The sequence below is a fragment of the Streptomyces sp. NPDC055506 genome, assembly GCF_053643595.1.
Map to the genome: position 1 here is coordinate 1 of NZ_JBSHKH010000024.1, position 22,134 is coordinate 22,134.

The 22,134-nt window shown below is 72.7% G+C and carries 17 protein-coding genes; 8 read left to right on the forward strand and 9 right to left on the reverse strand.

What is annotated here, in order from left to right:
• Positions 1 to 31 precede the first annotated feature (31 nt).
• On the reverse strand, positions 32 to 1,135 hold the full coding sequence (locus tag ACWIF2_RS12120) for a mechanosensitive ion channel family protein (protein WP_454360133.1): 1,104 nt from the start codon (positions 1,133 to 1,135) through the stop codon (positions 32 to 34).
• A gap of 328 nt (positions 1,136 to 1,463) precedes the next feature.
• Here ACWIF2_RS12120 and ACWIF2_RS12125 point away from each other — a divergent pair, with 328 nt between their 5' ends.
• The gene (locus ACWIF2_RS12125) at positions 1,464 to 2,000 is read left to right on the forward strand and encodes an HNH endonuclease (RefSeq protein ID WP_382493890.1); all 537 of its coding nucleotides are present in this window, start codon (positions 1,464 to 1,466) and stop codon (positions 1,998 to 2,000) included.
• 91 nt (positions 2,001 to 2,091) lie between these two features.
• Here the strand turns inward: ACWIF2_RS12125 and ACWIF2_RS12130 are convergent, their stop codons facing one another.
• The 4 genes from ACWIF2_RS12130 to ACWIF2_RS12145 form a co-directional block, all read right to left on the reverse strand.
• Positions 2,092 to 3,441 (reverse strand): FtsX-like permease family protein, encoded by a 1,350-nt coding sequence (locus ACWIF2_RS12130; protein WP_454360134.1) that lies wholly within the window; start codon positions 3,439 to 3,441, stop codon positions 2,092 to 2,094.
• A gap of 2 nt (positions 3,442 to 3,443) precedes the next feature.
• Complete coding sequence (locus tag ACWIF2_RS12135; RefSeq protein WP_454360074.1) at positions 3,444 to 4,130, reverse strand: ABC transporter ATP-binding protein; 687 nt, start codon at positions 4,128 to 4,130, stop codon at positions 3,444 to 3,446.
• Positions 4,127 to 4,660, reverse strand: coding sequence for a PadR family transcriptional regulator (locus ACWIF2_RS12140; RefSeq protein WP_454360075.1), 534 nt, complete (start codon positions 4,658 to 4,660; stop codon positions 4,127 to 4,129). The genes ACWIF2_RS12135 and ACWIF2_RS12140 overlap by 4 nt, the downstream gene beginning before the upstream one ends.
• An 89-nt stretch (positions 4,661 to 4,749) precedes the next feature.
• On the reverse strand, positions 4,750 to 7,596 hold the full coding sequence (locus ACWIF2_RS12145) for a beta-N-acetylglucosaminidase domain-containing protein (RefSeq protein ID WP_454360076.1): 2,847 nt from the start codon (positions 7,594 to 7,596) through the stop codon (positions 4,750 to 4,752).
• A 233-nt stretch (positions 7,597 to 7,829) separates the two neighbouring features.
• Here ACWIF2_RS12145 and ACWIF2_RS12150 point away from each other — a divergent pair, with 233 nt between their 5' ends.
• The 3 genes from ACWIF2_RS12150 to ACWIF2_RS12160 all read left to right on the forward strand — a co-directional run bounded on the left by ACWIF2_RS12150 (position 7,830) and on the right by ACWIF2_RS12160 (position 10,553).
• On the forward strand, positions 7,830 to 8,099 hold the full coding sequence (locus ACWIF2_RS12150; RefSeq protein WP_382493876.1) for a hypothetical protein: 270 nt from the start codon (positions 7,830 to 7,832) through the stop codon (positions 8,097 to 8,099).
• 8 nt (positions 8,100 to 8,107) lie between these two features.
• Positions 8,108 to 10,204, forward strand: coding sequence for a 4-alpha-glucanotransferase (gene malQ / locus ACWIF2_RS12155; protein WP_454360077.1), 2,097 nt, complete (start codon positions 8,108 to 8,110; stop codon positions 10,202 to 10,204).
• A gap of 61 nt (positions 10,205 to 10,265) precedes the next feature.
• The gene (locus tag ACWIF2_RS12160) at positions 10,266 to 10,553 is read left to right on the forward strand and encodes a hypothetical protein (RefSeq protein WP_454360078.1); all 288 of its coding nucleotides are present in this window, start codon (positions 10,266 to 10,268) and stop codon (positions 10,551 to 10,553) included.
• 22 nt (positions 10,554 to 10,575) lie between these two features.
• Here ACWIF2_RS12160 and ACWIF2_RS12165 read toward each other — a convergent pair whose 3' ends face one another.
• Entirely contained in the window at positions 10,576 to 11,109 is a 534-nt protein-coding gene (locus ACWIF2_RS12165) for a MarR family winged helix-turn-helix transcriptional regulator (RefSeq protein WP_454360079.1), read from the reverse strand.
• A 106-nt stretch (positions 11,110 to 11,215) separates the two neighbouring features.
• Between ACWIF2_RS12165 and ACWIF2_RS12170 the strand changes: the two genes are divergently transcribed.
• Positions 11,216 to 12,223, forward strand: coding sequence for an EamA family transporter (locus ACWIF2_RS12170; RefSeq protein WP_454360080.1), 1,008 nt, complete (start codon positions 11,216 to 11,218; stop codon positions 12,221 to 12,223).
• A 113-nt stretch (positions 12,224 to 12,336) separates the two neighbouring features.
• Here the strand turns inward: ACWIF2_RS12170 and pepN are convergent, their stop codons facing one another.
• Positions 12,337 to 14,913 (reverse strand): aminopeptidase N, encoded by a 2,577-nt coding sequence (gene pepN, locus ACWIF2_RS12175; RefSeq protein ID WP_454360081.1) that lies wholly within the window; start codon positions 14,911 to 14,913, stop codon positions 12,337 to 12,339.
• A 167-nt stretch (positions 14,914 to 15,080) separates the two neighbouring features.
• Between pepN and ACWIF2_RS12180 the strand changes: the two genes are divergently transcribed.
• Positions 15,081 to 15,560, forward strand: coding sequence for a DUF1203 domain-containing protein (locus tag ACWIF2_RS12180; protein WP_454360082.1), 480 nt, complete (start codon positions 15,081 to 15,083; stop codon positions 15,558 to 15,560).
• Between the two features lie 183 nt (positions 15,561 to 15,743).
• On the opposite strand, the gene ACWIF2_RS12185 is transcribed toward ACWIF2_RS12180, so the two are convergent.
• Complete coding sequence (locus ACWIF2_RS12185) at positions 15,744 to 16,760, reverse strand: aspartate-semialdehyde dehydrogenase (RefSeq protein WP_454360083.1); 1,017 nt, start codon at positions 16,758 to 16,760, stop codon at positions 15,744 to 15,746.
• A gap of 348 nt (positions 16,761 to 17,108) precedes the next feature.
• Between ACWIF2_RS12185 and ACWIF2_RS12190 the strand changes: the two genes are divergently transcribed.
• Together ACWIF2_RS12190 and ACWIF2_RS12195 are read left to right on the forward strand one after the other, a co-directional pair.
• Positions 17,109 to 17,657, forward strand: coding sequence for an RNA polymerase sigma factor (locus tag ACWIF2_RS12190; protein ID WP_454360135.1), 549 nt, complete (start codon positions 17,109 to 17,111; stop codon positions 17,655 to 17,657).
• A 1-nt stretch (position 17,658) separates the two neighbouring features.
• The gene (locus ACWIF2_RS12195) at positions 17,659 to 18,702 is read left to right on the forward strand and encodes a hypothetical protein (RefSeq protein WP_454360084.1); all 1,044 of its coding nucleotides are present in this window, start codon (positions 17,659 to 17,661) and stop codon (positions 18,700 to 18,702) included.
• A gap of 84 nt (positions 18,703 to 18,786) precedes the next feature.
• Here the strand turns inward: ACWIF2_RS12195 and ACWIF2_RS12200 are convergent, their stop codons facing one another.
• Positions 18,787 to 22,080, reverse strand: a complete 3,294-nt coding sequence (locus ACWIF2_RS12200; RefSeq protein WP_454360085.1) for a S8 family serine peptidase — start codon at positions 22,078 to 22,080, stop codon at positions 18,787 to 18,789.
• Positions 22,081 to 22,134 lie beyond the last annotated feature (54 nt).

The following is a 22,134-nucleotide window of genomic DNA, read 5'->3' on the forward strand; positions in this document are numbered from 1 at the left end:
AAGCTGTACTTCGTGGTGCTCGTCGAAGCCGCTACTTCGTGGTGCTCGTCGGCGCCGCGGGCGCGAGCGGAGACGCCGCCGCCGACTGCGGAGACGTGGCGTTCGCGTACACCGACGGGGCCGCCATCCCCGCTGTCGGGTCGACGAGCTGCTCCTCCGCCGGGGCCGTGGCGCCGCCGACGATCCGGATGCCCGCCGCGTCGAAGGCCCGCTTGATGCGCCAGCGCAGCTCGCGCTCCACGGTCAGGGACTTGCCGGGCATCGTCTTGGCCGAGACACGCACGACCATGGAGTCCAGCAGGACGCTGTCCAGGCCGAGGACCTCGATCGGGCCCCACAGCAGCTCGTTCCAGGGCTCCTCGGCGCCCATCTTCTCGGCGACCTCGTCGAGCGTGGCCTTGACCTTGTCCAGGTCCTCACCGGAGTGGACCGTGACGTCCACGTTGGCCGTGGCCCAGCCCTGCGAGAGGTTGCCGATGCGCTTGACCTCGCCGTTGCGGACGTACCAGATCTCGCCGCCGTCGCCGCGCAGCTTGGTCACGCGCAGGCCCACCTCGATCACCTCGCCGGAGGCGACGCCCGCGTCGATGGTGTCGCCGACGCCGTACTGGTCCTCCAGGATCATGAAGACGCCGGACAGGAAGTCCGTGACGAGGTTGCGGGCGCCGAAACCGATCGCCACACCGGCGACACCGGCCGAGGCCAGCAGCGGGGCGAGGTTGATCTGGAAGGTGCCCAGGACCATCAGCGCGGCCGTGCCGATGATCAGGAACGACGCCACCGAGCGCAGCACCGAACCGATGGCCTGCGAACGCTGGCGGCGGCGTTCGACGTTGACCAGCAGTCCGCCGATCGCGCCGCCGTCCAGGGACGGGACGTTCCGGTTCATGCGCTCGATCAGCTTGGTGATCGCCCGTCGCACGACGACCCTCAACACCACCGCTATGACCACGATCAGCAGCACCCGCAGGCCGATCGCGAGCCATGTCGACCAGTTCTGCTCGATCCAGCCGGCGGCGTTCGTCGCGCTCTCGTGGGCGTCCTGCAGCGAGGGCACTCTCGGGCTCTGCGAATCCGAGGGGGTCGGCGACGGCGTGGGGTCGGCGGCCATCAGAACGGCGTCCGCGGGGGACATGGACACGGCGGGTACCTCCAGGTGCAGCGGTCTGCCCCGGTGGAGTGGTTCGGGGGTCTACGGCAAGTCAAGGTCACGACTGGGTCACCGAAGGGGCAGAACCACCACACTAACGGGGCATTGTGTGTGTTCCCTCGGAATGTGTGAAGGAGAGACCGTGCTCACCTGGGCTTGAACAGGCCATGATCTGGGGGATGAATCAGATGTGGTCGAAAACACTCCCAGCCCGTTACCGGGACATGGTGGCGCTTCCACCAGGCATGAGGAGAGACTGACTACGAATCGTCCCGGCGCGAGCCACGCGCCGCCGGCGTCCAAGGAGGCACCCGTGCCGCATGTCCTGGTCCTCAACGCGTCGTACGAGCCGCTAGGTGTCGTACCGCTCCGCCGCGCGCTCGTCCTCGTCCTCGAGAACAAGGCCGTATGCCTCGAGGAGTCCGGCGCCTTTCTGCACAGCGCGACCGTCACAGTCCCCGCACCCAGCGTGGTCCGGCTCAAGCGATTCGTCCGGGTTCCCTATCGGGGGCCCGTTCCACTGACCCGCCGGGCACTGTTCGCCCGCGACGGGGGCCGGTGCATGTACTGCGGTGGCGTCGCAACCAGCGTCGACCACGTCATCCCGCGCAGCCGCGGGGGCAAACACGTCTGGGACAACGTGGTGGCGTCCTGCCGCCGCTGCAACCACGTGAAGGCCGACCGACATCTCATCGAGATCGGCTGGCGGCTGCGCCACAAACCGGCCCCGCCCTCCGGCCTCGCCTGGCGCATCATCGGGACCGGCCACAGGGATCCGCGCTGGCTGCCGTACTTGCAGCCGTACGGCGCGGACGACGCCATGGCCCGGATCGACGGCATTCCCGCCTGACGACGATCCGGGCCTTCGTATTGCCGCGAGCGGCACAGGCCGGCCCGGGGAACCCCCGTTCCCCCGGGCCGGCCTGTCACGCGGTGCGCCCTTACGCGTACCGCAGCTCCCCCGGGCGCACCGTGCGGCGCAGCAGGGGCAGTGAGGTGGCCGCGGCCAGCAGGCAGGCGGCGTGGACGGCGAGGGGCACCAGCAGTGCCGCCCAGGGCACGGACCAGCCCCCGGTGGCAGCGCCGTACACCGTGCCGATGGCCATGCCGCCGGCTCCCGCCAGCAGCACCGCCGGGGCGAGCGGCAGCGCGGTCTCCAGCAGCAGCGCCCGGCCGAGCACCGTGCGTGGCACCCCGGCGGCGGCTTGCGCGGCGAGGCCCCGGCGGCGGGTGGCCAGGGACTCGGCGGTGCCGACGGCGAGCCCGGACAGCGTGATGGCGAGGGCGACCGCGATGGCGGCGCCCGTGAGGTCAAGGCCGGTGGTGTAGTAGGACAGGTCCTCGGCGAGCCGGGTCTCGGAGTGCAGCGCCCGCGTCAGAGCTTGCCGGACGCCGAGGAAGCCGGTCCCGACGACGGTCACCAGCAGCACCGCCGCGTGCGTGCGGGAAGCCGACCAGGGGTCGTCGCGCAGCCGTTCGGCCGCGATCAGCGTCGCCGCCGATCTGGCCCGGACCGCCAGGAGCCGCCCGGTCGCCCTCGCGGCCGCCCCGGAGAGCCACACGGCGCCCGCGCCGACCGCGAGGACCGCGCCCGCCATCATCAGCGGCGGTCCGCCGCCCGGCCGGTTGGCGGCGGGCGTGGCGGTGGTGGTCACGGCCAGCAGCGCCAGTGCCGCGACGAGCAGGACGCCGCCCAGGAACAGCAGCCCCGGCCCTCGTCCGGAGCGCGGTCCGACCCTGCGCACCCAGCCGAGCGGCGAGGCCACCACCCGGCGCAGCGCCAGCGCGCCCGCCGTCGCGCCCAGCAGCGGTACGGCGACGGCGACCAGGGCGATCCCCGCCCAGGCCAGGGCGGTCGGCCGGTCCCACAGGCGCAGCAGGAGCAGCACCGAGACGACGGTGGCGACCGCCGAGCCCAGCAGACAGGCCAAGCCGGTCTCCAGCGCGGCGATCCGCCGCACCTGCCAGGGCGTCGCCCCGGCCAGCCGCAGCCCCGCCAGCCGTCGGTCGCGGTGCACCGCCCCGATCCGCGCGCACTGCCCGAGGAACCCGAGCACCGGCACGAGCAGGAGCAGCAGGCTGACGATCACACCGGACCGGGTGCCGGGCTGGTCCAGCAGGCCGGCGGCGTAGGGCACGTTGTAGGAGCCGCGCAGCGAGGCCAGGGCGACGGCGGTGAGGGCGAAGCCCGTCGCGAGCGCCGCGCCCGTCGCCGTCAGGCTGACCCGCCACCACTCACCGCGGTCGGAACCGCGGGTGAGTTCCCAGGCGAGGCGCACATCGGCACGCAGGTTCACGCCGTCACCCCCGTCGTCGCCACGCTGCCGTCCCGCAGCTGCACCTCCCGGTCCGCGTACGCCGCCACCTGGGCGTCGTGGGTGATCAGCAGGACCGCGGTGCCCGACTCGCGGGCCGTGTGCACCAGGGCCGTCATGACCTGCTCGCCCGCGAGGGAGTCCAGCGCGCCCGTCGGTTCGTCGGCGAAGACCACCTTCGGGCCGGTGACCAGGGCCCGGGCCAGCGCGGCCCGCTGGGCCTGGCCGCCGCTCAGCTCGCCCGGCCGCGACTCCTGCTGACCGCGCACCCCGAACCGCTCCAGCCACTCACCGGCAGTGGCCCGCGCACGGGCGCGGCCGGTGCCGGCCAGCAGCAGCGGCAGGGCGACGTTGTCCAGGGCCGTCAGCTCGGGGATGAGCTGCCCGAACTGGAACACCACGCCGAACTCGGTACGGCGCAGCTCGCTCAGCCGCTTCTCGGGCAGGTCGTCGAGGCGCCGGCCGTCGTACGTCACCGAGCCCTCGTCCGGGCGGACGATCCCGGCGAGGCAGTGCAGCAGCGTCGACTTCCCGCTGCCGCTCGCGCCGGTCACGGCGAGGATCTCGCCGGGGCGCAGTTCGACCGACGCGTCGCGCAGGGCGGGTGTCCTGCCGTGCGCCTTGGTGAGGCCACGGGCCGTGAGGAGAGGCACGGGTCTGCTCATGCTGCGTCGACCTCCGCGGTCAGGGTGGTGAGCCGGGCCGCCGTGGTGGTCATCCAGCGGAGGTCGGCGTCGAGGTGGTTGACGGCGTAGTCCGCCGAGAGCACGGTCGCCAAGTCCGCGCCCTGGGCGGCCTTGAGTGCCGTGAGCTCCCGCATCCGCTCCATGTGGGCGGCGCGCTGGGCGCTCAGGTACCCGGCCGGGTCGCCGCCCGAGAGGATCGCGACGACGACCTTGGCGAAGATCTCGTTCGCGACGAAGGGGGCGGGCGGCGCGATCTCCCCGGCCCAGCGGGACAGCTCACGCGTCCCGTCCTCGGTCGCGCGGTACATCGTCCGCTCCGGGCCGCCGTCCGAGTCGGTCCCCTCAACCTCGGCGAGGCCGTCCCGGACGAGGCGCTGGAGGGTCGTGTAGACCTGCCCGTAGGCCAGCGGGCGGGCCTGCGGGAAGCGGTCGTCGTGGCGTCGCTTGAGGTCATAGCCGTGGCTCGGACCCGAGGCGAGCAGGCCCAGCAGGATGTGGCGGGTGCTCATGCCCATCATTATGTACTGAGTACATGTACTAAGTGAATAGTCATCGCTGATTCGGTTCCGAACCGGGGGCTGAGAGTTCCCCCAGGGGATCACTCCGTGATGGCGTACGCCTCCGCCGACCACAGCGAATACCCGAACCGCGTGGCCCGCTTGTCGCCCTGCACCCGCACGAAACGCACGTCCCGCTCGTCCACGCGGACGCTCTCCCGGCCGCCCCGGCCGTCCCGTACCGTCGCCGCGGTGCGCCACCTGCGGCCGTCCGCCGACACCTGGACGCGGTACGCCGAGGGGTGGGCGTCCTGCCAGCGCAGCACGACCTGCCCGAGGCGCGCCGGGCGGGGGAGCTCGACCTGCCACCAGGCGCCGTCGTCCACCGGGGACGACCAGCGCGTCTGAGGGTCGCCGTCGTTCGCCGCCGACGCCGGGAAGTCGGGCGTCTCGTCGCCCGAGGAACGCGCCGTGCCGGTGCGGGCCAGGTCGGGGCCGCCGGTGGGCGGGACGGCGCGGACGGTGAGCGTGCGGGTCGCTCCCGCGAAGCCCAGCCGGATGTCGTACGACCGCATCGGCGTGCCGCGCTCGACGGTCACCTCGACGGGGACCTCCATCCGCGTGCCGCGCTCCACGGTCAGTTCGTCCTTCGGCACCCGGACCCGTACGCCCTCGGGCGCCTCGACGGTGAGCCTGCCGCGGGCGTCGGCGGGCCGCAGCGAGCCCAGCCCCGCCGTCAGCCGCAGGACCCGGCCGGTCTCGGCGTCCACCTGGTCGCGCTCCAGCTCCAGGGAGGTCGCGGGGGAGTCGTCGAACCAGGGGACGAGGTGGCGCACCCGGGCCGGAGCGGGCCCGGCGACCCGCACGGCGTCCACCGGCGAGTCGACCCGCACCTCGGTCGCGCCCGACCCCGACAGCCGCCCGACCGGCCGCCAGCCCCGGCCGGGGACGTGTGCCTCGACCGCGCCCTCGGTGCCGGGGTCGGTGAGGACCGTCACGGCCGTCAGCGGGCGGGGGCGGGGGAAGCGCAGGGTGCGGTCGTCCGAGGGGCCGCCGGGGTTGCGGGGCGGCTCGTGGTCGATGCCCGCCCAGGACGCGTACGCCTTCTGCGCGCGCCGCAGGAAGGGGTCCAGGACGTCCGTGCCGACCTCGGCCCGCGCCGACTCCAGCCCGGCCCGCAGGGTGCCCAGCCTGCGGTACGCCGTCCAGGCCGCCGCCGTGTCCCCGGCGCGCTGCGCGTCCAGCATGTCGAGCGCGGCCGCGCCCGCCTCGCCGTAGCCGGCCAGCCGCTGCGACCAGGGAGCGACCTCGGAGGCGAGGGCGGTGTCCGAGAGCCGCCGGGGCAGCTCGCGCAGCACGGTGAAGGCCTCGCGCAGCCGTCGTGCGGCGTCGCCGCCCGGCGCGGGGTCCCGCCAGTACGCCTCGGCCAGCGGGCGCAGATACGCCGACTCCTCGTCGTCCAGCACCGACGACGCGTCGTTCCCGGCGAGCGCCGCCAGGGCCTGCTCACGGCTCCGGTCCCCGCCCGCCAGGTCGGCGATCGCGGCCCGCCAGGACTCCCCGGGGCTGTAGGCGCGCGGGTTCCACGCGTAGTCGGCGGTGGTGAACAGGGGGATGCGGGACGCCTCCGGCTGCTGCATCGCGTTGGCGAGGAGGGCGGCGGAGCCGGTCGCGACGGCGGGCTCACGGCCCTGGTAGGGGCCGAGGAAGATACGGCCGGGGTCGTAGTCGTTGACCGGGTAGTTGTCCATCGTGACCAGCGGGTGCCCGAGCGCCTCCCGCGCGTCGGCCAGCTCCCCGCCCGTGATGGTGCGGGGCACCACCCCGACGCCCGTCCACGCCACCTCGACACCCTTGTCCAGCTCGCTCGCCAGCGCCCGCCGGTAGTCGGTCGTGCCGTCCTCGTAGTACTCGGTCGGCATCAGCGACAGACCGGCGGCGCCGGGGTGCCGTTCCGCCAGGTGCCGGGCCACCGCGTTCGCCACCCGGGACTGCGCCTCAGCCGCCGCCCGCGGGCCGGAGCCGAACCGGTCGGCGTCCGCGTCGCAGTGCCACTCGCTGTAGCTGACGTCCTGGAACTGGAGCTGGAAGGCCCGGAATCCCAGCGCCCACATCGCGTCGAGCTTGCGCGTCAGCGCTCGCAGATCGGCGTCCGACGCGAAGCACATCGCCTGACCCGGGGCCACCGCCCAGCCGAGCTTCACGTGGTTGCCGCGCGCCCGCTCGGCCAGCTCCCGGAACTCGGCCCGCTGCTTCGCCGGGTACGGCTCACGCCAGCGGGCCTGCCGGTAGAGGTCGTCGCCCGGGGCGTACAGGTAACGGTTCTGCTTGGTGCGCCCCATGAAGCCGAGCTGCGCCATCCGCTGCCGGTGCGTCCACGCGGTGCCGTAGAAGCCCTCGGTGATGCCGCGTACGGCGGTGCCGGGCCAGTCGCGTACGACGGCCGCCGCGATCGTGCCGTCGGGGCGCAGCAGTTGCCGCAGCGTCTGTACGGCGTGGAACAGCCCGTCCTCGCCGGTTCCGGTGAGGGAGACGCCGCCCCGGCCGACGGCCAGCTCGTACCCCCCGGCCGGGAGGGCGTGGCGGTCGCCGCGGCGGGCCGGCTCCCTCCCCGCCCGCACGACCAGGGCGCCGGGCCGGGCGGAGTCCGTGACACGGCGGGCACCGGCCTGCCGCAGCAGCGCGCGCAGCGCGTCGACGGCGTGGGGATCCGCCGTGGGGTCCGTGAGCAGCGCGACCTCGTCGGTGACCGCGACCGGGGCGCCGTTCGCGCGCAGCGACTGCGGGCGCGGCCAGACGGAGAGGCCGGGTCCGGTCGTGTCGGGTGCCGGTGTCGCGCTGGGGCCGGGGGCGGGCGGGTCCGCCACCGCGACGGGCGGGGCGCCGAGGCTTCCGGCGACGACGGCGACCGCAAGGGCCACTGCCCGCTTTCCACGCCGCAGTCCCACAGGCCCCCTCCAGATGTGTCCGACCGGGACCACGAGCCCACCACCCGCCCGGTGAAGGTGTCAACGAGAGTGGCCGTTGTGGCTGATTTGCCGGACTCTGGAGAGAGTGGAGGGGAGTGGAATGTGAGCAGGATAACGATGTTCGGTCTGGGACGTCTGCCATCGCGTCGACTGGGTAGGGCTGCGGTAACCCTTCGAAAGTTGAACGCGACAAGCTCTACAAGGAGGCCCCCGTGGCTGCGATGACTTTCCTTCCGCTCCCGGCCCCGTCCAAACCCGTGGCGGACACGTCCGCCGAACTCGACCCCCACTACGACGACCCGCGTTACGAAGACCCCCACTACTGCGTCTTCAGCTCCGAGAACACCTGCGCCGAGCCCCCGCTCACCAGCGAGCCCCCGCTCCCCGACGCCGAGCCCCTCACCAGCGAGCCCCCGCTCGCCGAATCCGCCCCGCTGACCAGCGAGCCCTCCGCCTTCCTCACGGACTTCTCAGGGATCTAGAGGCGCAGATGACCGCACCGCGGCCGGCCGAACCGCCTTCCGAGGAACTGTCCCGCCTCGCCGAGTTGCATGGCGTCGCCACCTCTTACAGCCCGTCCCCGGACCGTACGCTGGCGGCCTCGGCCACCGCGGTCACTCTGACCCTGGCCGCTCTCGGTGTGGACGCGAGCACGCCCGGCGCCGTCCGCGCCGCGCTCGCCGACCGGGAGCGGGAACAGGGGGCACGACTGCTGCCGCCCACAGTGGTCGGCTGGGGCGCGGACCCACCGGCCGCCCTGGCCGCCCTCCCCGAGGGCACCCGGCTGCGCATCGAGACGGAGCAGGGCGAGACCCGCGCCTCGGCCGGGCAACTCCCGCCCGGTGTCCACCGGCTGACCGCCACGGCACCCGACGGCCGTGCCGCGGACGCCCACCTGATCATCGCCCCGGCCCGCCTGCCCACGCCGCCCGGGCGCTCGTACGGACTGCTCGTCCAGCTCTACTCCCTCCTCTCCCGCCGCTCCTGGGGCATGGGCGACCTCGGCGACCTCGCCGAACTGGCCGGCTGGGCCGGGCGCTCGCTCGGCGCCGGGTTCGTCCAGGTCAACCCGCTGCACGCGGCCGTGCCCGGCGCCCCCACCGACCCCTCTCCGTACCGCCCCTCCTCCCGCCGCTTCCCCGATCCCGTGCACCTGCGGATCGAGGACATTCCCGAGGCCGCGTACGTCGAGGACCCCCAGCGGCTGCGCGCGCTGCTGGAGAGATCCGGCCGACTGCGTGAAGCGGTGCTGGAGGAGGGCGCGCTGATCGACCGGGACGCCGTGTGGGAGCTCAAGCGGGAGGCGCTCGGGCTGATTTGCGAAGTGCCGCTGGGCCCCGGCAGACGCGCCGCCTACTGCGACTTCCTCGCCGAGCAGGGCCGGGCCCTGGAGGACCACGCCACCTGGTGCGCGCTCGCCGAGGTGCACGGCCCGGACTGGCACCGCTGGCCGACCGGCCTGCGCGACCCCCGCTCGGCCGACACCGTCCGCGCCCGCAACGGCCTGATGGACCGGGTGGACTTCTGGTCCCGGCTCGCCTGGCTCACCGACACCCAGCTGACCGCGGCGCAGCGCGCCGGCCGGGAGGCCGGGATGCCGGTCGGGATCGTGCACGACCTCGCCGTCGGCGTCCACCCCGGCGGGGCCGACGCCTGGGCGCAGCAGGAGTACTTCGCCGCCGGGATGTCGGTGGGCGCGCCTCCGGACGCCTTCAACGCGCGCGGCCAGGACTGGGGCCTGCCGCCCTGGCGCCCCGACCGCCTCGCCGAGTCCGGCTACGCCCCCTTCCGCGAGCTGCTGCGCGCCCTGTTCCGCTACGCCGGAGCCCTGCGCATCGACCACGTCATGGGCCTGTTCCGCCTCTGGTGGGTCCCCCAGGGCCACCCGCCCACCGAGGGCACCTACGTCCGCTACGACGCCGAGGCCATGCTCGCCGTGCTCGTGCTGGAGGCCTCCCGGGCCGGGGCGCCGGTGATCGGCGAGGACCTCGGCACCGTGGAACCCGGCGTCCGGGAGGCGCTGCGCGAGCGCGGGGTGCTCGGCACGTCCGTGCTGTGGTTCGAACGCGACTGGGACGGCGACGGCCACCCCCTGCCCCCCGACCGCTGGCGCGCCGACTGTCTGGCCACCGCCACCACCCACGATCTGCCCTCCACGGCCGCCCGCCTCACCGGCGAGCACGTCGAACTCCGCGACAGCCTCGGCCTGCTCGCCCGCCCGCTGGCGGAGGAGCGCGCCGAGGCCGCCGCCGACACCGGCGAATGGCTGTCCCTGCTCGCCCGTCTCGGCCTGCTGCACGGCACCGGCGGGGGCACCGACACCTCCTCGGAGGAGGCCGAGATCCAGGCCGTCCACCGCTTCCTGCTGCGCACCCCGGCCCGCATGGTCGGCGTCTGGCTCCCGGACGGGGTCGGCGACCGCCGCCCGCAGAACCTCCCGGGCACCTGGGACCAGTACCCGAACTGGAGGCTGCCGATCGCGGACGCGGGGGGCCGCCCGGTCACACTGGAGGAGCTGGCGGCGTCGCCCCGACTGCATGCCCTCATCGAGGTGTTGCGCGAGCCGGCCGGTCCGTCCGGCGGCTGAGGGCGACTCTTACGGCACCCCGGGCGCGCGGCCCCCGGGGGCGTTGGATACTTTTGACACCGTGGACAAGAAGAACGCCCTGCGCGCCGGCGCCCTGGCAGCCGGTACGACGCTCATGATGCTGCTCATGTCGTCCCCCGCCTCCGCGCTCAGCCGCGACGACGGTGACGACCCCGGCCCGGGCCTGAGCGTCATCGAGACGCTGGGCCTCTTCGTCGCGGCCCCCATCGTGCTGTACCTGATCATCCACTTCCTCGTGGTGATCGGCGACAAGTCGCACAAGCAGAAGGACACGACCAGCTCCAACATCGACACCAAGGCGAAGGCCGAGGCCGACGCCAAGGTCTGATCAGGGCGTTGTGGAGGGGCGGTCACCGCCCGGCTGTCCCCTCCGTCCCCGCCAGCAGTTCCCTCAGCAGGCCGGCCAGTTGGCCGGCCTGTTTCTCGTCCAGGCCCGACAGGGCCTCCGTCTGGACGGTCAGCCCCGCCACCGCCGCCTCGTCGATGAGGCGCAGCCCCTCCTCGGTGAGCGTCACCTGAAGGCCCCGCCGGTCGTGCGGATCGGGAGAGCGGCGCAGGAACCCGGCCCGCTCCAGCTTGTCCAGGCGGCCGGTCATCCCGCCCGTGGTCAGCATGAGCGTCTCCGACAGCCGGCGCGGTGAGAGCGTGTAGGGCTCGCCGGAGCGGCGCAGGGTCGCCAGGACGTCGAACTCGCCGCGTGAGATCCCGAACCGGCCGTAGGTGTCCTCCAGGCGGTCCGCCATCGCGCGGGCGAGCCGGGAGACCCGGCCGAAGACCTCCATCGCCCTGGTGTCGAGCTCGGGCCGGACCGTCCCCCACTGGTCGATGATCGCGTCGACGGGGTCCTTGCGCTGCCCGGGGCGTTCTTCGGGGCGTTCGTTCATGGCACGAGTATCGGCCGCCTCTCGGTCACCCGCAAGAAAGTAGCTTGACGGAAAGTTGCTTAGAGCTAAGCTACTTTCTACCGACCTACTTCGAAGGGTGCCACCCATGGCCTCCTCCCGCCCCGCTCTCATCGCTCTCACCGCCCTCGCCCCCGTCTCCTGGGGCACGACCTACGCGGTCACCACCGAGTTCCTCCCGGCCGACCGCCCCCTGTTCACCGGACTGATGCGCGCCCTGCCCGCCGGTCTGCTGCTGCTCGCCCTCGCCCGGGTGCTGCCGCGCGGTGCCTGGTGGTGGAAGGCGGCGGTGCTCGGCGCGCTGAACATCGGCGCCTTCTTCCCGCTGCTGTTCCTCTCGGCGTACCGGCTGCCCGGGGGGATGGCGGCGGTCGTCGGCTCGGCCGGGCCGCTGTTCGTGGCAGGCCTCGCGGCGCTGCTGCTCGGGCAGCGGCCGACGGTGCGCACGCTGCTGACCGGGGCCGTGGCCGCGTTCGGCGTCAGCCTCGTCGTCCTGCGGGCCGCCGGGGCGCTGGACGCGCTCGGCCTGCTGGCGGCCCTCGCCGCCACGGTCTCGATGTCCGCCGGAACCGTCCTCACCCAGCGGTGGGGTCGGCCCGACGGAGTCGGCCCGCTCGCCCTCACCGGCTGGCAGCTGACCGCGGGAGGCCTGCTCATCGCGCCGCTCGCCCTCCTGGTCGAGGGCGCGCCGCCGGCGCTGGACGGCCGTGCGGTGGGCGGCTACCTCTACCTCGCCGTCGCCAACACGGCGGTCGCGTACTGGCTGTGGTTCCGCGGCATCGGCCGCCTCACCGCCACCCAGGTCACCTTCCTCGGCCCGCTCTCCCCGCTGACCGCGGCCGTCGTCGGCTGGGCGGCGCTCGGGCAGGCACTGACGCCGGTGCAGCTGGTCGGCATGGGGCTGGCGTTCGGGGCGACGGTGGCGGGGCAGATCGGGGGGCGGGGACAGGCGGCCCCGCGAACGTTCAGTTTCTCTGGAAAGACTGGAAAGAACGGTCGCGAAGAACCGGCGGACGTGGAAGAACCGGCGGACGTGGAAGAACCGGCGGACGTGGAAGAACCGTCGGACGTGATGGACAGGGCACTGCGACGGTAGATCCGCCCCCGCTCACCGCCCCGCTCACCGCCTCGCTCACCGCCCGGTGAAGGAGAAAAAGCGGAGGGGCGCCCGGCAGACCACCGGGCGCCCCACACGACGGCTGACGACGACTACTGCGCCGCCGCGTCCGCCTGCTGGGCGCGCAGGGCGCGTTCCACGCCCGCGCGGGACTCCGAGACCAGGCGCCTGAGGGCCGCGTTCGGGGCGGCGGCGGTGAGCCAGGCGTCCGTCTTGTCCAGGGTCTCCTGGGAGACCTGGACCGTCGGGTAGAGACCCACGGCGATCTGCTGGGCCATCTCGTGGGAGCGGGACTCCCAGATGTCCTTGACCACCTCGAAGTACCGGTCCGCGTAGGGGGCGAGCACCTCACGCTGGTCGGTCTGGACGAAACCGCCGATGACCGCCTCCTGCACGGCGTTCGGCAGCTTGTCGGAGTCGACGACCGACGCCCACGCCTCCGCCTTGGCCTCCTCGGTCGGGCGGGACGCCCGGGCCGTGGCGGCGTGGCGCTCACCGGCGGCCGTGCGGTCACGGTCGTACTCGCTCGCGATCTCCGCCTCGTCGAACCGGCCGACCGCCGCGAGCCGCTGCACGAACGACCACCGCAGCTCCGTGTCGACGACCAGGCCCTCGATCGTCTGCGAGCCGTCGAGCAGCGCGTCCAGCGTGTCCAGCTGCTCGGGCGTCCGGGCCGTCGCGGCGAACGCGCGCGCCCACGCCAGCTGGTGGTCGCTGCCCGGCGCCGCCGCCCGCAGATGGGCCAGCGTCGCGTCGGTCCAGCGGGCCAGCAGCGCCTCGCGTCCGGCCGGGTCGGCGTACAGGTCGATGGCCAGCTTCACCTGGCGCTGCAGCGACTGCACGACGCCGATGTCCGACTCCTTGCCGATGCCGGACAGCACCAGGGCCAGGTAGTCGCGGGTCGCGAGCTCCGCGTCGCGGGTCATGTCCCAGGCCGACGCCCAGCACAGGGCGCGCGGCAGCGACGACTCGAAGTCGCCGAGGTGCTCCGTGACGACCGCGAGGGACTGCTCGTCCAGGCGGACCTTCGCGTACGACAGGTCGTCGTCGTTGAGCAGGATCACGGCCGGGCGGCGCTTGCCCACCAGCTGCGGTACGGCCGTCAGCTCGCCGTCCACGTCCAGCTCGATGCGCTCCTCGCGGACCAGCTTGCCGCTCTCGTCGTCGAGCTCGTACAGGCCGACGGCGATTCGGTGCGGGCGCAGCGTGGGCTCGCCCTTCGCGCCCGCGGGCAGGGCCGGGGCCTCCTGGCGGATGGCGAAGGACGTGACGAGGCCGTCAGCGCCGGTCTCGATCTCCGGGCGCAGGACGTTGATGCCGGCCGTCTCCAGCCAGGCCTTCGACCACGACTTCAGATCACGCCCCGAGGTCTCCTCCAGGGCGCCCAGCAGGTCGGACAGGCGCGTGTTGCCGAACGCGTGCGCCTTGAAGTACGCCTGCACGCCCCGGAAGAACTCGTCCTCGCCGACGTACGCGACGAGCTGCTTCAGGACGGAAGCCCCCTTCGCGTAGGTGATGCCGTCGAAGTTGACGAGCACGTCGTCCAGGTCGTTGATCTCGGCCATGATCGGGTGCGTCGACGGCAGCTGGTCCTGGCGGTACGCCCACGTCTTCATGGAGTTGGCGAACGTGGTCCACGAGTGCGGCCAGCGCGACTCGGGGTGGGCGGCCTGGCAGGCGATCGACGTGTACGTGGCGAACGACTCGTTCAGCCACAGGTCGTTCCACCACTCCATCGTCACGAGGTCGCCGAACCACATGTGGGCCAGCTCGTGCAGGATGGTCTCCGCGCGCACCTCGTACGCCGCGTCCGTCACCTTCGACCGGAACACGTACTGGTCGCGGATGGTCACCGCGCCCGCGTTCTCCATCGCGCCCGCGTTGAACTCCGGCACGAACAGCTGGTCGTACTTCTTGAACGGGTACGTGTAGTCGAACTTCTCCTGGAACCACTCGAAGCCCTGCCGGGTCACCTCGAAGATGGCGTCCGAGTCGAGGTACTCGGCGAGCGAGGGACGGCAGTAGATGCCGAGCGGGACGGACTGGCCGTCCTTCTCGTACACGCTGTGCACGGAGTGGTACGGGCCGACGATCAGCGCCGTGATGTACGACGAGATGCGCGGCGTCGGCTCGAAGACCCAGACGTTGTCCTGGGGCTCCGGAGTGGGCGAGTTGGAGATGACGGTCCAGCCCTCCGGCGCCTTCACGGTGAACTGGAAGGTCGCCTTGAGGTCCGGCTGCTCGAAGCTCGCGAACACCCGGCGGGCGTCCGGAACCTCGAACTGGGTGTAGAGATAGGCCTGGTCGTCGACCGGGTCGACGAACCGGTGCAGGCCCTCACCGGTGTTGGTGTACGCGCAGTCGGCGACCACCCGGAGGATGTTGCGGCCCTGGAGCAGGCCGGACAGGGCGATCCGGGAGTCCGCGAAGACCTCGGCGGGGTCGAGGGAGTCCCCGTTCAGGGTCACCTCGTGCACGGCCGGGGCGACGAGGTCGATGAACGACTCGGCACCGTTCTCGGCGGTCACATCGAAGCGCACCGTGGTCACGGACCGGTAGGTGCCGCCCTGCTGCGCGCCGGAGAGATCGAGTTCGATCTCGTACGAGTCAACGGCGAGCAGCTGCGCCCGCTGCTGCGCCTCTTCGCGGGTCAGGTTTGTGCCAGGCACGCGGTCATCTCCTCGTTATGGGTGGCTTGCGCCATCTTTCCACGGCAGCTTCGCATCGGGCGACGACCGGGGCGTCTTCGAGGGATACCCCTCTAGCGGCGAGGGTGCGGAGGGCGACGTCCGGAATCCGCCGGTGCCCCGGGCCCGCGCGAGCGAGCCTGAGGAGTATGACGACCTACAGCGCACTGCCCATCACCCCGCGCGCCCTGAAGGACCTCCGCACGACGGACGACGCGGGCCGCCCCACCGTCCCGTTCACCACCGCGGAGGGCGGCTCACCGCTCCGCTGCTGTCTGCGCCACGCCGAACCGGGCGAACGCATCGCCCTGGTCTCGTACGCCCCGCTGCGCCGCTGGGCGTCGGAGCAGCACGTCGACCCGGGCGCCTACGACGAACAGGGCCCGGTCTTCATCCACGCCGAGGAGTGCGCGGGGCCGGACACCGACGCGCTGCCCTTCACCAACAGCCATCGCACGGTCCGCCGCTACTCGGCCGACGGGCGCATCCTGGGCGGCCGGCTGGTCGCCGGGGACCCCGCCGCCTTCGAGGAGGCCGTCACGGAAGCATTCGACGACCCGGCCGTGGCGCTCGTCCACGTCCGGGCCGTCGAGTACGGCTGCTTCTACTACGAGGTGCGCAGGGACTAGGGCCTGTCGTTTGGATCAGGTCGCAGGGAACGGGCGGCACCTAGTCAGCGCCGGTGAGCGGGGTCTGGTGCGTGCAGCTGCAAGGCGGAGGAGGGCGTCGATGCGGAGCATCGGCAACCGACGACAACGCGGCAGATGCGCGTGCCAGACCTCGCGTCTGCGGCGTGATCCAAACGACAGGCCCTAGCCCTTCAGCTCCGCCGCCACCAGCTCCGCGATCTGGATCGCGTTCAGCGCCGCGCCCTTGCGGAGGTTGTCGTTGGAGAGGAAGAGGGCCAGGCCGTTGTCCACCGTCTCGTCGCGGCGGATGCGGCCGACGTAGGAGGGGTCCTGGCCGGCGGCCTGGAGCGGGGTGGGGATGTCGGTGACGACGACGCCCGGGGCGTCCGCCAGCAGCTCCGTCGCCCGCTCGGGGGAGATCGGCCGGGCGAAGCGGGCGTTGACCTGGAGGGAGTGGCCGGAGAAGACCGGGACGCGCACGCAGGTGCCGGAGACCTTCAGCTCGGGGATCTCCAGGATCTTGCGGGACTCGTTGCGGAGCTTCTGCTCCTCGTCGGTCTCGTTCAGACCGTCGTCGACGATGTTGCCCGCGAGCGGCAGCACGTTGAAGGCGATGGGGCGCTTGTAGACGCCCGGCTCGGGGAAGTCGACCGCGTCGCCGTCGTGGGTGAGCTTGTCGGCGTCGGCGACGACCTTCTGCGTCTGGCCGTGCAGCTCGGCCACGCCCGCGAGACCGGAGCCCGAGACCGCCTGGTACGTGGCGACGACCAGGGCCTCAAGGCCCGCCTCGGCGTGCAGCGGACGCAGGACCGGCATCGCGGCCATCGTCGTGCAGTTCGGGTTGGCGATGATGCCCTTGGGGCGGTCCTTGATCGCGTGCGGGTTCACCTCGGAGACGACCAGGGGCACCTCCGGGTGCTTGCGCCACGCGGAGGAGTTGTCGATCACGACGGCGCCCTGGGAGGCGACCTTTTCGGCCAGCGCCTTGGACGTGGCACCGCCCGCGGAGAAGAGCACGATGTCCAGGCCGGTGTAGTCGGCGGTCGCCGCGTCCTCCACCGTCACGCCGTCCAGCTCGGAGCCCGCCGAGCGGGCCGAGGCGAACAGGCGCAGCTCGGTGACCGGGAAGTTCCGCTCCTTGAGGATCCTGCGCATGACCGTGCCCACCTGTCCGGTGGCTCCGACGATTCCGACCCTCACGGTGACTCCCTCTCGTGCGTCTCTTCACATGCTCGTTGCTTGGCCGAGGCTTTTCCATCATGCGGCCGACCACGGCCCACCTGTCCACTTCTTTCCCCGGTCTGCCCGAAGAGTGGGACGACGTGTCCCACCCTTCGGTTGCGGACCTGCGGTGCCAGCCGCTCTGAGCTGGAGAAATTGGCTCGACAGGGGTCGTGCGCCGCAAGCTCACCTGCCCCTCCCTCCCTCCGCCACACGGGAGTGTGACGTATACCTCTGTCGTCCTGTCCGGAAATCCTTCCGAGGACGACCGAACGTTCCGGGCCGGGCCGGCGTCGTAGGAGAAACACGCGAGGGGGGTGGCTTGTGCTGCTGCGCGGAAGAGCCCGGCGCGGCCGGGAGACGCACGCCGGCGACGATCCGCAGAGCGGGGCCGATCCGCTGGACGCGGCACAGGAGCGCCGGGTGCGGGCGGTGCTCGCGCTGGGCGGGGTGCCGCAGGCGGACCTGCCGGACGGGGTGCAGCAGGTCCGCCTGCGGTTGCTGGAGCGGGCCGCGAGCGGCCGGGAGGCGCCGCGGGACGTCTCGGCGTGGGCGGCGGTCGTCGCCTCCAACCTGGCCATGGACTGGCACCGGGCCAAGCGCCGCCAGGAGCGGCTCGGGGAGCGGCTGGCCGCCCTGCGCCAGCCGGCGCATCCCTCGGGGGAGGACACCAGCGTCCTGTCGGTCGCCGTCGCGCAGGGCCTGGAGGAGCTGCCCGACGCCCAGCGCCAGGTCGTCGTCCTGCGCTTCTACGCCGATCTGCCGGTGCGGTCCATCGCCGAGCAGCTCGGCGTCCCGGAGGGCACGGTCAAGAGCAGGCTGCACACGGCGGTACGGGCCCTGCGCGCCCGCCTGCACGAGGACGAGGTGGTGTGACGTGACCGCCCGGAACGAGAACAACGAGAACGATGCCGCCCGGCGTGATCGCAGTGACGGCGTTGACGGCAGTGACGTTCGTGCCGGTGGCGAGTACGACGGCATGGACGCGCTGATGGCGGCGATCCTCGGCGACCCGGTGCCGGAGGGCGCCCGGCAGGACGCCGGTTACATGGCGGCCCACCGAACGGCCGTGGCCGATGTCGCCCTGCTGCGGGAGCAGCTCACCCTGATGGGGGACACGCTGGCGCACGGCGACGGGGCCCGGCTGGAGGCCGGTGCCAGGACCGAGGCCGGAGCGCGGGCTCCGGCGAATGCGGCGGACCCGGCGGATCCGGCGGGGCGAATCCCGGCGGCAGGGCCGGCAGCGGGCCCGCGGGCTGCCGCGCCCGCCGCCGGGCCAGGGGCGGCCGCCGACCCATCGGTGAGGGTGCTGCCGACGCAGGGCCGGGGGGACGGGCCGCAGCCTGGGCCGGGGGCTGATGTTTGTTCGCAGCCCCGGCAGGAGGCCGGTGTCCGTTCTCTGGCCGCGCGGCGCAACCGTCCCCGGCCCCTCTCCCTGGCCCTGCGCGGGCTCGCCGCCGCCGCGGCTGCCACTGTCGTCGTGGGCATGGGGTGGCTCGTCGTGCAGGCCGGGGGCGGGGCTGGGGACGACTCGGCCGGGAGTTCGGCCGCTGATACCGCGGCGAGTCCGCAGCACGGCAGCGAAGACGCCAAGCTCGGCCACGCCGGCTATCTCGCCTGCGCCCGGCTCGTCGTCGAGGGCACCGTCGCCGAGGTCGAACCGGTCCCCGGCACCGGGCAGGACCGCGTCACCCTCGAAGTGGAGCGCTCCTACAAGCCCGCCGAGAGCGAGGAGCAGGTCGTCTTCCCCATGGCCGAGGACATCGACCCCCGGCTGCGGCCGGGCGCCCACGTTCTCGTCGGGATCTCGCGCGGGCAGGCCGAACCGGACCTGTGGAGCATCGGGGAGAAGGAGATCGCCCGCGAACGGGCCTGGATCACCGCCGCCCTGCCCGAGTCGCGCACGATCCCCTGCCCGTAGAGGCACATGCCCCTGCCCGTAGAGGCGCATGAAGAAGGGCGGGCGCCCGCACGGACGCCCGCCCACAGAGACTGTCGGCCGGAGCTACGGCACAACCTTCTCGATCTTCACACTGCCCAGGCCCGCGACCGTGCCGCGCGCGTTGACCAGCTGGACCTGCCCGAAGAACTCACGCCCCTCGGGAGCGGCCGCCGCGGCGGTGACGTTGCCCGAGACCGTGGCCGACGCGCCCGTGCCGAGCTTCACCGGCGCCGAGCCGTCGACGCCGACGCTGCCGAGGGACGGGGAGAAGAACACGTCCTGGTAGTCGTAAGCGGTGGTGCCGGCCGGCACCGAGTAGCCGACGACCTCGACGGTGTACTTCCCGGCGGCCGGCGAGGGCACGGAGACCGACTCCTCCGAGTCGCCGTCCGCGGAGCTGCCGACCTGCGTGCCGGCGGCGTTGTAGACCACGAGGTCCAGGTCGGCGGCCGCGTCCGAGACACCGCCGATGGCGACGTCCAGGGACTTCGCGCCCGCGGGCACCTCGACCGTGGTGGTCTGCGTCTCACCCTGCTTGATCGACGGGCGGGTCGTCTTCGCCGAGCCGAGCGGGCCGCCCACCAGCTTGCCGTCGAGCGCGGCGAAGCCGTTCGTCACCTTCCAGGAGGCGGCGGCCGGGGTGCCGACCTTCGCCTCGGGCACGGTCACGGTCTCCGGGTCGAAGGCCGCGCCGAGCACGGCGACGTCCAGCTTGTACGTGTTGTCGAGCAGCGGCGAGGTACGGCGCGACTCGACCTCGATCTCCCACACGCCCGGCTGCGGGTTCGCGTACGAACGCAGGTCGGGGCGGCAGGTGTTGGCCGGGTTGGCGTAGTTCGGGTAGCAGTTGACCGTCGACGTCGGGTCGGACGGGACGCCGTACGGGTGGATGGAGATGAACCGGGTCTGGCTCTTGTCCTTCAGCCCGCTCATCGCGACCTCGAGCGTCTTCGCGCCCTCGGGCACGGTGACGTAGTAGTGCTTCGAGCTGTTGCGCTGCACCGAGTCGGAGGCGGAGAAGGTGTACTTCAGGGGCTCGGCGACGACGACCGTGTTCAGGACCTGCCGGTCGATGCCCTCGGTCTTCGGGTCGTCGACCTCGAGGATCGCGCTCTTGATACCGGCGGACTTCGGCGCGGCCTGGACCTTGACGGTCACCGGCTGGTTCAGCGGCAGCTTGACCTCGTCGGAGCCGACGATGCGGAAGGTGCCGGCCGCGTTGTTCTCGAAGTGCAGCTCGTGCCGGATCGCCTTGTCGGCGCCGGACGTACGGGTGACGGTGACCTCGTAGGTCTTCTTCTGACCGGCCTTCAGGCCGCCCTCACGGTCGTAGAGGCCCGTGCCGAAGCCCGGGGTCTTCAGGAACTGGTCGATCGCGGTGTCGACCGGCGCCTTGACCGTGTAGGAGTGCGAGGTGGCGTCGTCGCGGATCGAGTCCCAGGCGTCCTCGATGTTCATGAGGCCCGCGCCCTCCTCGTACGCCTGCACACCCTTGATGTGGTCGGCGGTCGAGGTGAGGGCCGTGCGCAGGGTCGCCGGCGTGAGGTCGATCTTCTTCTGCTTCGCGGCCGACAGCAGCAGCGCGGCGGCGCCGGCGGCCTGCGGGGAGGCCATCGAGGTGCCCTGGAGCATGCCGTAGCCGGCCGGCAGGGTGTAGCCGGCCTCGGCGACCGGGGCGCCCGGCATCCAGGTCTGGATGGTGTTGATCGCGGCACCCGGGGCGACCAGGGTCGGGGTGAAGCCGCCGTCCTCACGCGGGCCGCGCGAGGAGAACGGCATCAGCGCGTACTCCTTCTCCACGACCGAGCCGTAGTTGGCGGCCCAGGTCTCCTTGGAGACGGACGCGCCGACCGAGATGACCTTCTCGGCCAGGGCCGGGTCGCCGATGGTGTTGGTGCCGGGGCCGGAGTTGCCCGCGGAGATCACCAGCTGGACGCCGTACTCGTCGATCAGGCGCGTGTACAGCTCGGCGCGCGCGTTGTTGCCGTCGTTCAGCGCCGGCAGGCCGCCGATGGACATGTTGACGATGTCGACGCCGCGCTTGGTGACGAGGTCGATCATGCCCTCGGTGAGCGCGACGTTGGTGCAGCCGCCGGACCAGGTGCAGGCGCGCGAGGAGACCAGCTTGGCGCCCGGAGCGGCGCCGTCCATCTTGCCGCCGAACAGGCCGTTGGCGGCGGTGATGCCGGCGACGTGCGTGCCGTGCTCGGACTCGATGACGCCGATGTTGACGAAGTCGGCTTTCGCGCCCGAGGCGTTGACGACGACGTCCTTGCGGATCTCGACGACGAACGGCTGCCGCTCGGCGATGTCGGTGGCAGGGTCGTCGGTGCCGAAGTACCCGATCTGGAAGCCGTCCTTGTACGGCTTCATCGCGGTGTCGTCACCGAAGTCGTTGTTGTTGTTCAGGTCGACGCGGACCGTGCCGGACGCCGCGTCGTACAGCACGCCCCAGGCGTCGGTGGTGTCGCCGTCCCGGTTGGCGTCGCCCGCCGCGTCGCCGCCGGTGGTGTACGACTCAAGGAAGGTGCTGACCTTGTAGGAGCCCGCCGGGGCTGTCCAGGTCTTCCCGCCGTAGGTGAAGGTGGGCCCGGACACGGAGGTGGTCATCGGGCGCCAGGTGCGGTCGCCGTCGACGACCGGGTCGGTCGCGGTCACCCAGTCGACGATCTTCCGCTCGCCGGTGGTGGTCTTCTGCAGCGCCGGGTGGCCGAGGTCCACCCCGGAGTCCAGGATGCCGATGGTGATGCCGCGGCCGTCCGCCTTCGGGTTGTCCTCGACGAAGTCGACCGCGCCCGTCTCGAAGGACGGGTTGTACGGGTTCTCCGCCGGAGTCTTCTTCCCGGGGGCCGGGTAGGTGCCGGTGGCCTTGGCGCCCTTGGCGGCGTCCGCGCTCGGCGTCGGGTCGTCCAGCGGGATCTCCTTGCGCAGGTCGATGCCGTGCACGGAGGAGAGCTTGGCGGCGGCGGCGATGGCCGCGTCCGCCCGGGACGTCGGGACGGTGGCGCGGACATAGCCCAGCTTGTCGTCGGCCCGGCCCACCGTGCCGCCCTCGACCGCGTCCAGCTGCCCGGCGACCTGCTCGGTCTTCCCGGGCGCGGTGGCGATCATCATGGTGACGGTCTTGTCGCCGTCGGCCTTGGCCTCCGCGAGGAGGTCCGCGTCCTCCGAACCGAGCTTGGCGGGCGCGGACTTGACGTCCGGGTCGGCGGGGGCGGAGGCGCCCGGACCGTCGGCGGCGAAGGCCAGGGGGATCGGCCCGGCCGCGGAGAGCGCGGCGACGAGACCGGCGGCCACGGCTATCCGCGCCACACGTCTCGGGCCCGATATCGGGTCTCGCTGGGGGGTGAGGGTCATCGGCATCCCTTGTTGGTAAAGGAACGAGCGGGAACGACCAGGACCGATCGGCCC

What these genes read in the sequence shown, in the direction of transcription:
- ACWIF2_RS12120 (WP_454360133.1), bottom strand. Translation starts at nt 1,135, where the DNA reads ATGTCCCCCGCGGACGCCGTTCTGATGGCCGCCGACCCCACGCCGTCG.
- ACWIF2_RS12135 (WP_454360074.1), bottom strand. Translation starts at nt 4,130, where the DNA reads ATGAGCAGACCCGTGCCTCTCCTCACGGCCCGTGGCCTCACCAAGGCG.
- ACWIF2_RS12140 (WP_454360075.1), bottom strand. Translation starts at nt 4,660, where the DNA reads ATGAGCACCCGCCACATCCTGCTGGGCCTGCTCGCCTCGGGTCCGAGC.
- malQ (WP_454360077.1), top strand. Translation starts at nt 8,108, where the DNA reads ATGACCGCACCGCGGCCGGCCGAACCGCCTTCCGAGGAACTGTCCCGC.
- ACWIF2_RS12165 (WP_454360079.1), bottom strand. Translation starts at nt 11,109, where the DNA reads ATGAACGAACGCCCCGAAGAACGCCCCGGGCAGCGCAAGGACCCCGTC.
- ACWIF2_RS12170 (WP_454360080.1), top strand. Translation starts at nt 11,216, where the DNA reads ATGGCCTCCTCCCGCCCCGCTCTCATCGCTCTCACCGCCCTCGCCCCC.
- ACWIF2_RS12180 (WP_454360082.1), top strand. Translation starts at nt 15,081, where the DNA reads ATGACGACCTACAGCGCACTGCCCATCACCCCGCGCGCCCTGAAGGAC.
- ACWIF2_RS12200 (WP_454360085.1), bottom strand. Translation starts at nt 22,080, where the DNA reads ATGACCCTCACCCCCCAGCGAGACCCGATATCGGGCCCGAGACGTGTG.